We start from the raw sequence: 12,991 nt of genomic DNA, 5'->3' as shown, positions 1-12,991 counted from the left end.
CCTATTCACGGATTGCCGTTAGCCAAGACAGCTGCGTTTATTCTAGCGCCCCACTATGCTTCCTGTTAAAATTTTGGACTTGAAATTTCTACCTCGAGTTCGCAATGACTTACCAATGCCCTTTGTGTCACCAACCTTTATCTCAAAACGATCGTACGTTTAAGTGTGAAAAGAACCATCAGTTCGACCTAGCGAAAGAAGGCTATGTCAATTTGATGCCAGCACACCACAAACGCTCAAAAGATCCAGGTGACAACAAAGAGATGATGCAGGCTCGTCGCCGCTTCCTTGAAGGCAACCACTACGATCCAATGCGCCAAGCCGTTGTTGGTTTATGCGCTAGCTATCTGCCAGAAACAGCCCCTAACCTATTAGATATAGGTTGTGGTGAAGGTTATTACACCAATGAAATTGCGGTAAACCTTCAAGAAAAGAATGGCGCTACTTTTGGTCTAGATATCTCTAAGATTGCTATCAAATATGCCGCTAAACGCTACCCAGCGGTCGACTTCTCAGTCGCTTCGAGTCATCGCCTACCCTTTGCTGAAAATAGCTTAGATGGCATTCTACGCATTTACGCGCCTTGCAAGGCAGAAGAGCTGCAACGCACCATCAAAGACAATGGTGTGGTGATCACCGTGACACCTGCTAGCCGACACCTTTATCAGCTGCGTGATGCGATTTATGATGGCGTTCGTTTGCACGATGAAGATCCAGAGATGATCGAAGGTTTTACTCTTGAGCACCAAGAGCAACTAAACTATATGATGGAACTATCGGGGTCAGACGCATTCGACCTGCTACAGATGACGCCGTTTGCTTGGAAAGCGAGTGAAGAGTTTAAACAACAACTCACTGATTCAAAGCAATTCAACTGTGAAGCTGACTTTATGCTACGAGTGTACCGCAAACAACTTTAATTGATATTGATTATCGTTTGCATTGAAATCTCATCTTGCCTCCTTTAGTATGCGTGTTCTTCAAGGAGGCATTTCATGCAACGTATTATTCTTATCGGATTAGCGACCCTGCTTACAGCTTGTGCTAATCAACCTTCAAACAGCACTTCTCAAAAAGTGGCTAACACGCAAACGCAAGCCGTTTCCACATTCTACGACTACCAATTCGCGTCTCCACAAGGTGAAGCGCTTTCTCTCAATGCATTACCTAAACAGCTGATTGACGCTGATGTGGTTCTTATTGGCGAATGGCACACTCACTCGGCAATCCATCGCTTTCAAACCGACTTCTTAAAAGCGCGCCGCAATGCCACATCAAACATTGCGCTTTCAATGGAACAATTCACTCGAGAGCATCAAGACACATTAAACCAATATCTAAATGATGAGATTGGCGAACAAGTTCTTATGTCTCAAGCGGCTGCTTGGCCAAATTACGAAAGTGATTACCGCGCGTTAGTGGAGTTCGCTAAAACCAACAACGTCGATATCATTGCGGCAAACGCACCAAAACCCTTTGTACAGTGTATCGGCCGTAAAGGGTTATCCTATCTAGATCAGCTAACGACGGAACAACGTCAATGGATTGCTTCAGAAGTGGATACTGGCGATAGCCCTTATAAAGAAAAGTTCATGGCTTCGATGCATCACGGAGCACCAGAGCAAACAGAAAAACAGTTTGCGGCTCAAGTCACATGGGACGAAACCATGGCAGAGTCGATTGTTGATTACCTCGCATCAAACCCAGACCAACAAGTGATTCATGTGGCCGGTAAGTTCCACACCGAAGGTGGTTTAGGCACGGCAGCATCGATTCTACGTCGTAACCCTGATTTGAAAATTGCCATCATCAGCCCAGTTGAAGAGATCTCATCGGATAGCAGTGACTATCAGCTTGAAGTTCTCTCGCCACCGGCTCGCTTTGTTAAGAAAGAGAACCGAATGAAGGCATACAAGCACCTATCTAAGCGCGGGTCCGCTCTCAAGTGCGACTAAACTCGCTATCCAGACTTAATCTTATTCAAGTTTAGGTCTAGCATGCTACAAGTCTGGCAAATTAAAAGCTTGTTCAATCGCGCCCTAAGATAAATATTGATATCGGCATAGGAATTGCTTAATTACCAAGCAGTTTTGATTAAGCAGACGAAGATACATTGTGCGAATAAAAAAACATCACCACGGTGATTAAATGCACAAGTTTTTCACACCTCTGCCGATACTATATTTAAGGATAGGTAAGGAGAGCGATATGACGCCAGTAGGAACGAGTAACACTCAGCTGTATTCACCTTCGCAAATGAACGCACAAGCTAAAAGCATTGAAGCTGACAAGCCTGCACCTCTTAAGGTTGAGCAAAATACCGTTAAGCTTTCCGATGAGGGCAAAGCCCTATTATCTGCCCTTAAAGAAATCGATAAAGAAGCCAAGAAAGTCGAAGCTGAAAACGCGACCGTTACTGATAAGGTTGAGTCATTTGCTCACGGCGCATTAGGTATGGATCACCCAGATAAGATTGAAGAAGAGGAAGATAACTCTTATTCAGCAGGGCAATACTTATCCGCAGCGGCAACGGTTGGTGGCATTCTTCTCGCTCTTATATAACCTTACTTTCCTTTACGGCATTCCTTTCACCGCACCACGTGCATTGTTTGCACAGCACTGCTTACATTGTCCCTATTGCTCTGAGCCTCTTTCATTGCAAAAAATCGATTTGTCGTCACGACAACAGACCTGATTTGTCCTAAAAAACGAGTTCACGACATAATTCCGCTCTCATTTTAATGGAATAATACTCGTGAAAAACTCTTTTGCGCTTATTGATAAGCCAACCTTTTTTGGTGCGATAGCACTCCTACTCACGATCATCTTCCCGCTGATTATGTTCCCGACGCAAGGAGCAGACTGGATCGCGGTCGCTAAAACCTTTATGACAGACCAACTTGGTTTCTTGTACCTAGCGCTTGGACTCGCAGCTTGTGCCTTCATGGTCTACGTTGTGTTCAGTGATATGGGACAAATTAAACTGGGTGAAGCCGATGAAGAACCTGAATTTAAAACCGCTTCATGGGCAGCAATGCTTTTCTGTGGTGGTATCGGGGCAAGTATCTTGTATTGGGGTTGTATCGAGTGGGCTTACTACTACCAATCACCGCCTTTTCAACTAGAACCCGGCAGTGAAGAAGCCGTTCGTTGGGCTGCGACCTATGGTTTATTCCACTGGGGTCCAATTGCTTGGTCTATCTACCTAATCCCTGCTATTCCAATTGCCTACTTTTTCTATGTACGTAAACAACCTGTACTAAAAATTTCTAGCGCATTAATGCCAGTATTGGGTGAACACCATAGCCGCGGCGTTGCAGGTAAAGTTGTAGATATCCTATTCATCTTTGGTCTATTAGGTGGCGCAGCAACAACGTTAGGTTTAGCAGCACCTCTTATTACTGAAGGTCTTAACCACTTATTCGGCCTACCAAAAAATAACGTCACTCAAGTTATGGTGCTTCTGGTTTGTACTGCGATATTCGCATACTCATCGTATGCGGGTTTGGAAAAAGGCATCAAGATCCTCAGTAACATCAACTTCTGGGGCGCAATGGGCTTATTGATATTCGTCCTAATCGCTGGCCCAACGATTTTCATGCTTGAAACGGGTCTAGACTCGATTGGTCGCCTATTGTCTAACTTCTTTGTGATGGCAACGTGGGCAGAACCATTCGGCGGCTACGGTACGTTCGAAAATACCCATTTCCCACAAGATTGGACCATTTTCTACTGGGCATGGTGGCTAGTTTTTGCACCAAGCATGGGCCTGTTTGTTGCGCGTATCTCTCGCGGCAGAACCATTAAACAAATGGTGTCAGGATCTATCTTCTTTGGTTCATTAGGCTGTTTCTTATTCTTCATGATCTTAGGTAACTACGGTTTATCCCTACAGTTATCTGGTGAGCTAGATGTCGTTGCAATCCTAAACGAAGAAGGCGCAACCAAAGCTATCTTCTCGATGCTGGCACAACTGCCAATGAGTACGTTAGTGATCGCCGTATTTACACTGTTGTGTATTATTTTTACTGCGACAACCTTTGACTCTATATCTTACATTTTGGCTTCTGTGGTTCAGAACAACGTGACCGAAGAGCCAATGCGTTGGAACCGTATGTTCTGGGCATTCACACTGTCGTTCTTACCAACGATTCTGATGTTCTTGGGCGGTCTAAGCACGCTTCAAACCGCTGCAATTGTCGGTGGCTTACCGCTACTGGCTATCTCTGTGATGTTGATGATCTCAGCCGTTCGTGCAACGAGCCTCGATTTACGTCACCAAGAGAGTTACATCGAGCCGACGATTAACATCGAAGAGCTGCCAGACATGGATCCATGGTCGGCAGAAGGGATGGCACTGGCACAGTTCGAGAAAGAGAAAGACGCAGCACAAGAAGCCGCAGAACTTGAACGTGAAGCTTATAAAGCCCTTGCTGATGTGAAGAAAGAAATCCGCGCTTATGTTCTTGAACAGGGTGCACAAATGGAAACACATGAGCTTCCTGAAAACCTACAACAAGCACTTGAGCAGGCTGAAAACAACCTAAGCACAGCTCAAGCGAAAAAAGTTGAGTTATCAGAGCAAGCTCAGAAAGCTCGAGTCGCGTTCAATCAGGTGGTTGCAGAACTGCCACTTGCTTGACATTAGCCATGACACAGTCCATTTATTTGGACTCTCCTAAATACGACAAAGGCTCACAGAAATGTGAGCCTTTTTTTATGCTTTTCTAAAAACTTGAGTTATTGCTCAATTTCATATTGATGAAACAAATATGAAACGACTTTGACACAAATCGGTGTTCTAATCATCCCGCTTATATAAAAAGGGATAACTAATGAAGCACTTTATGAAACCAATTGTTACCGCAGTGGTAACCTCTACACTCTCATTCAACGTACTTTCAGCAGAAATCAAAAATGTCATTCTGATGATCGGCGACGGCATGGGACCTCAGCAAGTTGGCTTATTGGAAACCTACGCAAACCAAGCGCCAAATTCCATCTATAAAGGGAACAAAACGGCCATTTATCAACTTGCTCAAGAAGGGGTTATTGGTTCATCCCTAACGCATCCGGAAGACGCAATCGTAGTGGATTCAGCTTGCTCTGCGACCATGCTTGCAACGGGTATCTACAGCGGTTCAGAAGTGATCGGTATCGATTCCCAGGGTAACCATGTTGAGACAGTACTTGAGAAAGCGAAAAAAGCAGGCAAAGCGACTGGCTTAGTTTCCGACACGCGCTTAACTCACGCGACCCCTGCTTCTTTCGCCGCTCACCAACCTCACCGTTCTTTAGAGAATCAAATTGCATCTGACATGTTAGCAACGGGCGCTGATGTGATGCTCTCTGGAGGACTGCGTCATTGGATTCCTAAATCGACCAACGACAAAGGTGAAACCTATAAGCAACTTGAGAAACTGACTCAAGGTGATGTTTACCTAAAATCGAAGCGTAAAGACGACCGTAACCTGCTGACTGAAGCAGAGACAGACGGCTACCAACTGGCGTTTAATCGCAATATGCTAGACGATGCTAAGGGCGATAAACTACTTGGCCTATTCGCCTACTCAGGCATGGATGATGGCATCGCTTACAGCAACAAGAAAAAGAGTGGCGAACGAACTCAGCCAAGCCTGAAAGAGATGACACAAAAAGCGCTCAACATCCTATCCAAAGATGAAGATGGCTTTTTCCTAATGGTCGAAGGTGGCCAAATCGACTGGGCGGGACACAGTAACGATGCAGGCACCATGCTGCATGAACTGCTCAAGTTTGATGAAGCGATCCAAACGGTGTATGAATGGGCAAAAGATCGTGAAGACACAATCGTGATTGTGACCGCAGACCACGAAACAGGCTCTTTCGGTTTCAGCTACTCTTCTAACGACCTACCAAAACCACAGAAACGTTCTGGCGAAGCCTTTGCTGATCGCGACTATGCACCCAACTTTAACTTTGGCGCATTCGACATTCTTGATGGTTTATACAACCAGAAGCAAAGCTACTACGGCATGATCAGCGAATTTCAGAAGTTGGATAAATCGCTGCAAACACCTGAAAAACTGGCTGAGATCGTCAACAAAAACAGTGAATTCCCTATCACAGCGGAACAAGCGAAAAACGTATTAGCCAGTAAGCCGAACCCATACCGATTGGCTCAGCACAAATACTTGTCGGCAGAAGAAGTGCCTGCTATCAACGATTTCGATGCTTTCTTCCCTTATAACGACCGTGGCAACCTGCTTGCTCGTGAACAAGCAACAGGCCAAAACATCGTTTGGGGTACAGGTACACACACTCACACACCAGTGAACGTGTTTGCTTGGGGCCCTGCTGAAAAGATACTGCCAGTTTCGAAAATCATGCACCACTCAGAACTGGGTGAGTACATTAAACAACAAGTAAACTAGCCTGAATCTTTTTTGCTCGTTTAACTTTAGCGCCCTTCGGGGCGTTTTTTGTTTTTAGATTAAGAAATAGTAGCAACTGCATCTTATTTAACCACCATGTTACTTACACATATTAAGCTATTAACTCAATATCATAATCCAATTTAAGAAACGGTAATTCATACACTTAAGGAGTTCTTTTTATACAAAAAAATTGTTCTAGATGCTACCCGAAAGCTAACCACAAATGCTATTCTACTAGGCTCAATACAACCCTATTGGTATAAATCAATTTAGACGAGTTATCATCCACTAACTGAAACGCCTACCGAACAAGAAGCTCGAATTTTCGTTCAATGATCCACAATTCAAGTGGCTTATAAAATAATTAAATTGATTGCACATGGAGATAAACAGAAGTGAACCCTGTAGTTGATAAGCTTACTGACCCAACATTCACAAACTCATCAAAAGGATTAATGACACTGTTTTGCATAGGGTTGGCACAAATGGTTATTGGTGTTGAGCTAACAGATACAAAGATAGCGATTCCTTGGTTCCCCACTATCAATTTCCTTAACCCCCAGAACTTAGTGCTTCTTTATTGGGGAGTCGTAGCTTATGCGATGTATCGCTACATTCTTGAACATCATACACAATTTAGAAAACAATGGTTTCATGCACTAGCGATAAGTTTGCGAGTCGGCCAAGTTGGAGAAAATTTCGTTCGTAAGAACATATATCTCACTGACCTTTTCTATGACGTTAAAACAACTGAAGAAAACGGCTACCACTCAATTAGCATTACAACTTATGAATATGAACATTCAGAACGAGATGTGGGGAGCATACTTACCTTCAAGTTCTCAACTGATTATAAATTTGAACTTCTTGAATGGAGTGAAAACCCTTCATATAGCATTGATGAAATAGCTATCCATGATAAACCGCTAAGGGATGCATGGGGCTTAGAAGCAAAAGCTAGTGATGTCGGAGAGCCTGTTTATCTAACGACTAAAATAGCTTCCTCTGCTTACCGATTTTGGCTAGCACGCTTCCAACTTAGGGGTTATGTAAGAACGATGCTGACCAGTCGAGAGGTTTTCGATCTAACGTTACCTTTGGTTTTCAACTTCTCGTTGTTTCTTATATGGGCTTACGACGAACTATCAAAAGTTGTTTAATGAATAACGAAACTAATTACCTTAATTGTCATTATTACTATTTACTTCCGGAGAGACAACACCAAAGGTCTCACAAAATTAGCTTCAACCAATAGAAATAAGACAAAGCGTCACTAAGCATCTATACACTCTTTTCTATGGCTTCATAGGCTGGTCCAAAAAACTAGAAATAGCTTTAGATCAGGTGTACTAATTCTACACAATGGGCAATTGAAAACCTTCATTGAAACTGGCGAACTGCCGGAGGATGTATAAATCGCTCTATGAAATCTATTAATTAATAGGAACCTTGATGAGTTCAACTGAAATGGAGCAATCCGATAGTGGTGGCCCAGGAGCCCTAAAAGGGTTTACCTTTCAAAATTTTGCCGCGGCTTATTATGTCTTAAGTATGCTGAGAGATAAGTCGTTAAAGTCTGTTCGGTGTGAGGTTGTTGACGATATTGATTTGGTTTTCGATAATCGAATAGAGTACGTTCAAGTAAAAACGACTGACAGTGATACTAAATGGTCAATTACAGAGTTTGCTGAATCGTCGACGAAAACGATGCCAAAAACAGGACAACAGAAAAAAGACCAAATTGTAAGTAATGAAGATTCCATCCTACATAAATCCATGGCGTGTGATAAAGCCACATTACCTGGTCACTTCCGAATATTAACTACTCGTGACGTCAAGAAAGAACTTCTATTATTAAAAATTGATTTGGAAACTAGGAAAACGAAGGCTGGTAAAGACAAACTCTTAGCATCTCTTCAACGAAAGATTAAGTTTAAAAAATCCCGTAAAGCTACCGAATTCAAAACACCAAATGGGAACGATGTCGAATATTGGTTGAACCATGCTGAATGGACCGTAATCCCAACCTCTATTCAATTAGAGCTAGCTTGTACTAATATGATTTTGCAATCGGCCCAAGACCAGGGTATTTATCTCAACGCCAACAATGATGATAAGAGAATTTTAAGCTCACTTCTTACTACCCTAACAAAGAAAAGTGCTACATCTAGAGTACTACACTCTGCGTCTGACAAGTCTTATCATCGAGTTGAATTCATAAAATGGTTCAAGGATGAAATTGAGTTTTACTCAAACCTTAATCAGACTCATGTGAAAATTTACTCAACTAATACCAATAAGTTGAAATCTATCCTCGAGGTGTTTTTTAACGACGCATCTATGTATGACATTCCTGACTATGAAGGTGATAAGATTTGTACAGGCTTACACGGCGGATACCAACGAAGAGAGTACACCTATAAAAAAATCGCCAAAAACATACTTTCATGGCTGCCAGAAATATTACTACTTCCCAGTGAACTAGCTGATCATCAATCACACCGTTTCAATGATAAAGTTACGATTTACGCTAGTAGAAAAAAACAACATTTAAAATATATCAATGAATTAACTGCTAAGGCTCTACTTCATTCGACAATTAGAACTAAACATAAATCTCAACCAATAGCTGCTAATTTATACTTTGATAATGATGCCGGGACATACTTTGACAACATTCATATACTGTTAAATGATCACTCGCCCGATACATTATTGATGGGTTTCAGCCATCTTATTGAAGGTGATTTAAAAGCTGCTATTGATAATGTCGTTACTAAATTTGACGATTTAATCGGCTCAGAAGAGTTCGATACGCAACAAGAAAAAATCCTTGAAGCAAAGGACCAAAATGATGGGTATTTATTAAAGCACAATCTTGACGAAATACTTTCGTCAACCTCTTCATTAGACAAACACCTTGATCGCTTTAGGTTTGCGTTTTTCTTGGGCTATGAGTCAAGCGAACTGAATTGTAGTAGTAAAAATATGCCTAAAGACTATTTAGTAAATCTTGAAGATGAGGTGAAAAGCAAATTCAATAGATTAGTTGAATGCTTAGTTGAAGAAAGTGAGTTTTATAAAGATGTACATATTGATGTATATCTATACCCTATCCCATCTATTTCATCTCTTACTCAAGCGGTTAAAGTGCAGGTGGAATCATGATTGAAACAAAAGTAGCCCCTCAAAAGTATCTTGAGAATGTTAAGAATGGTGAATTATCACCGTTCTTGTACTTAAAAAAAACTAACCAATATCTATCAGAGCCAACAAACAAAGCTTTGGGTCGAGAATTACTTATAAGAGCATTAGAGGAAAATATACTTTTTGAAAAACATGCTCCTCTTTTTCAGAACTTAGTTCGTAAAGCTGGGCTATACCCATACTTAAAAAAATATTTCCAAAATCTATCCCCAGAGAAGCAGTTAGTACTAGATCTTTATCAAAGTAATTTTGATGAAAATTTTATTTTCCACTCAATGCAAGCCAGAATTTTCAACCTTTTGGCCTCTGGAAACAATGTCGTTTTGAGCGCACCTACAAGTATGGGTAAAAGTGCGATTGTCGATGCTCTAATAGCAGAAGACACGCTCAATAAGATTGTGATAGTAGTTCCGACAATAGCTCTTATTGACGAAACTAGAAGACGTATTCAAAAAAGGTTCAGCGCTGGATATCAAATAATTCACCATGGTTCTCAAGAAAAACGTAGAAACAAAGTTATTTACATTTTGACTCAAGAGAGAGTTAACGAGCGCACTGACCTAAAGAATATCGACTTATTTATTGTTGATGAGTTTTATAAGCTTGCATACAATAACGATGATTCTTCAAGAGTAATAGCTTTAAACATCGCATTAAGTAAACTTATCACTGTGTCAAAGCAATTCTACTTAATTGGCCCTTATATAGATGCAATTAGAGGAATGGAAACAATACAACGCGATTATGTGTTTATTCCATCCGAGTTCAATACCGTAGCTCTAAATATTCATGAGTACAATATTGCAGCTATGGATCTAGAATCCAAAAATCGTCAGCTAGAAAAGATTGTCAATGACCACAATGGACAAACTATTATCTACTGCAAATCAGCGACCTCGATCGCACAAATATCCCGTCACTTGCAAAGCTTACCTCATATTTCAGAATCTAAATTTTCCTATTCCGGCGTAGGGCCATTAAGAAGCTACCATAAGTGGCTTACTAAGCATTATGGTAAAGATTGGGGTTGCACTAATGCAATTCAGCACGGCATTGGTATCCACCACGGAGCCTTACCTAGAGCAATCCAACAGAAAAACATTGACCTATTTAACTTGAGACTAATCAAGACATTAATATGCACATCGACTTTAATCGAAGGGGTAAATACATCTGCTGAAAATATTATTATTTATGACAATAGAAATGGTACACCTAAAATAGACAACTTTACCCATAAGAATATTTCTGGACGAGCGGGTCGAATGAACCAGTACCTAGTCGGTAATGTATTTTGTTTAGAGACCCTACCCAAACAAGAACTACAAACCCAAGTAGTCGACCTGCCGCTCGGACAACAAGACAATGATTCGCCCATAAATCTACTTGCAGGTATCCAACCTGAACACCTTTCAGATTTAAGCTATGAAAATCTAAACCGCTTTGCTAAAAGTTCAGATGTTCCAATAGAAATAATTCGAAAACATTCGACATATGACGTAGACGTTATTACTGAGGCATATGACTTAATCACACGTATGTCTATCTCTGAGATGGAACAAGTTTCAACAATCAAAAAGCCTAAGAAGTACCTAATAATTCTTCTGACTGACTTCATTAAAATGGTGGAACTGGGTGCTTTACGTCGCCTTAACCTACACCATAAACATAGCGACGAACTCCAAAATAGAATTGGGTGGTATATCTACTCCAAAAGCCACTCTGCTTATATCAAAGAGCGTATAAAATATATTTATGAATTGAGACAAGATCAAAAGTCTCGGACAGAAGATACGGACAAAGAACTGAAAATAATTAGAAATATATTTAGATATGCTATTCCAAGATCTTTACAGCTTTTAGAAGACCTCCTTAACTACGAGTTCTCTCTCCTAGAGCTACCTCAAAAAGCAGATCTTGGTTACCTAATTCATTTATTTGAACATTGTCACCTTTCTTCTGCTTTCTCCGCTTTAGAAGAAATGGGGATTTCAATAGAGACTTTGGAAAAGCTCAAAACTGAACGATTAAGCGAAGCAAATATAGATTCACTAGTCCGATATTTACGTTGGCATTATGAATCCCTTAAACAGCTAAACTCTGTTGACAAAATGTTTATCAAGCAGGCGATTTCCTAGCGATAACTGTGCGTAACCTTAAAGACGACAAAAGAAAACCTTAGCTTTTCGATACTTACCGTCATACCTTAATGGGAGGCACATTCGTAAATGCTTAGCCACCAAAGGTAAAGCGCTCGCTAGTGAGAAATTGACTCTTAAGGAAGTGGATTCTAAACGAAGGCTTACTCAACTCAGTGATTGTTGAGCTATGAAGAATTCGTGTGTGCATTAAACAACAAGTAAACTAGCCTGAATCTTTTTTGCTCGTTTAACTTTAGCGCCTTTCGGGGCGTTTTTTGTTTTAATTTTTTAAGTCTTTAAGCTAAGTAAGTTTAAGTTTAGGCGACGCCAAATAGCAAAACAGCCGCTAAAGTGCGGCTGTTTTTATAATACTTAGCGATTCGGATGATTCAGAATGTGGTCTTCCCAATCGACAACATCGATTTCGTATACCACTTTGTTACGAACACTTTCACCTGCAGCATGCATCTCTGATTTAGAACCCGTAATCAATGGGTGCCACTCAGGAATCGGCTTAGATTCAGATAGAAGACGGTAAGCACAAGTGTCTGGTAGCCAATGGAATTCATGAATCTTGTCACGAGTCAGCTTCAAACACTCTTCACCTGAAGTGAAGCGGTTCGGGTAGTCTTTACAAGAACATGTTTTGTCGTTTAACCAGCTGCACGCCACGTTGGTGTAGTAAACTTCATCACTATCTTCATCCATTAGTTTATGCAGGCAACACTTACCACAACCGTCACACAGTGATTCCCACTCGTTCTCGGTCATTTGCTCTAGTGTCTTTTCTTGCCAAAATGGATTCGTCATAGGATTACTTCTTACTCTTTTACTGGGGTGCGTGTTATACCGCTAGCCCATAAAAAGTTCAAGGATAATAATTGTTCATTCTTTGATTCAATCAACAGCTGTCACTCTCATCATTTTTTGCTACTATCGCGCACCCTGTTATTTAGTGAGTTTAATTTGATGGAATGTCGCCTAGGTTGTGGAGCTTGTTGTATCGCTCCAAGTATTACATCTGCTATTCCTGGAATGCCTAATGGTAAGCCTGCTGGTGTGCGCTGCATTCAATTAAATGAGCAAGATCTATGCAAATTATTTGGTCAACCTTCACGCCCGAAGGTATGTCACCAGTTCAAAGCCTGCCCTATCATCTGTGGTAAAACAGACCAAGAAGCGCTTGATAACCTTATTGAGCTCGAAGCAATAACCTAACAATACTTT

At 41.2% G+C, this 12,991-nt stretch carries 10 protein-coding genes; 9 read left to right on the top strand and 1 reads right to left on the bottom strand.

Features of this window, described 5'->3' with window-relative positions:
* Window positions 1-104: 104 nt before the first annotated feature.
* The 8 genes from rlmA to AACU28_RS13265 all read left to right on the top strand — a co-directional run bounded on the left by rlmA (window position 105) and on the right by AACU28_RS13265 (window position 11,761).
* Window positions 105-920, top strand: coding sequence for a 23S rRNA (guanine(745)-N(1))-methyltransferase (gene rlmA / locus AACU28_RS13300; protein ID WP_102560680.1), 816 nt, complete (start codon window positions 105-107; stop codon window positions 918-920).
* A gap of 75 nt (window positions 921-995) precedes the next feature.
* Entirely contained in the window at window positions 996-1,955 is a 960-nt protein-coding gene (locus AACU28_RS13295; RefSeq protein ID WP_121603051.1) for a ChaN family lipoprotein, read from the top strand.
* 253 nt (window positions 1,956-2,208) lie between these two features.
* Complete coding sequence (locus tag AACU28_RS13290) at window positions 2,209-2,562, top strand: hypothetical protein (RefSeq protein ID WP_029406343.1); 354 nt, start codon at window positions 2,209-2,211, stop codon at window positions 2,560-2,562.
* Between the two features lie 193 nt (window positions 2,563-2,755).
* On the top strand, window positions 2,756-4,642 hold the full coding sequence (locus AACU28_RS13285) for a BCCT family transporter (protein WP_017079506.1): 1,887 nt from the start codon (window positions 2,756-2,758) through the stop codon (window positions 4,640-4,642).
* Window positions 4,643-4,835: 193 nt separating this feature from the next.
* Complete coding sequence (locus AACU28_RS13280; RefSeq protein WP_017092490.1) at window positions 4,836-6,413, top strand: alkaline phosphatase; 1,578 nt, start codon at window positions 4,836-4,838, stop codon at window positions 6,411-6,413.
* Window positions 6,414-6,811: 398 nt separating this feature from the next.
* Window positions 6,812-7,576 carry a hypothetical protein gene (locus AACU28_RS13275; protein ID WP_108179998.1) on the top strand — a complete coding sequence of 255 codons (765 nt, stop codon included), beginning with the start codon at window positions 6,812-6,814 and terminating at the stop codon, window positions 7,574-7,576.
* Between the two features lie 292 nt (window positions 7,577-7,868).
* Complete coding sequence (locus AACU28_RS13270; RefSeq protein ID WP_121603050.1) at window positions 7,869-9,584, top strand: dsDNA nuclease domain-containing protein; 1,716 nt, start codon at window positions 7,869-7,871, stop codon at window positions 9,582-9,584.
* Window positions 9,581-11,761 (top strand): DEAD/DEAH box helicase, encoded by a 2,181-nt coding sequence (locus AACU28_RS13265; protein ID WP_259462738.1) that lies wholly within the window; start codon window positions 9,581-9,583, stop codon window positions 11,759-11,761. Before AACU28_RS13270 ends, AACU28_RS13265 begins: the two co-directional genes overlap by 4 nt.
* A 375-nt stretch (window positions 11,762-12,136) precedes the next feature.
* Here the strand turns inward: AACU28_RS13265 and AACU28_RS13260 are convergent, their stop codons facing one another.
* Window positions 12,137-12,574 carry a YcgN family cysteine cluster protein gene (locus AACU28_RS13260; RefSeq protein WP_017067609.1) on the bottom strand — a complete coding sequence of 146 codons (438 nt, stop codon included), beginning with the start codon at window positions 12,572-12,574 and terminating at the stop codon, window positions 12,137-12,139.
* A gap of 159 nt (window positions 12,575-12,733) precedes the next feature.
* Between AACU28_RS13260 and AACU28_RS13255 the strand changes: the two genes are divergently transcribed.
* Window positions 12,734-12,982: a YkgJ family cysteine cluster protein gene (locus AACU28_RS13255; RefSeq protein WP_004734153.1), complete on the top strand. Its 249-nt coding sequence runs from the start codon at window positions 12,734-12,736 to the stop codon at window positions 12,980-12,982.
* Window positions 12,983-12,991 lie beyond the last annotated feature (9 nt).

It is taken from the genome of Vibrio sp. SBT000027, assembly GCF_963894355.1.
GTDB classification, from domain to species: Bacteria; Pseudomonadota; Gammaproteobacteria; order Enterobacterales; family Vibrionaceae; genus Vibrio; species Vibrio splendidus.
Note: the sequence above shows the minus strand (reverse complement) of the source record. Positions and strands in the feature narration are given on the sequence as shown.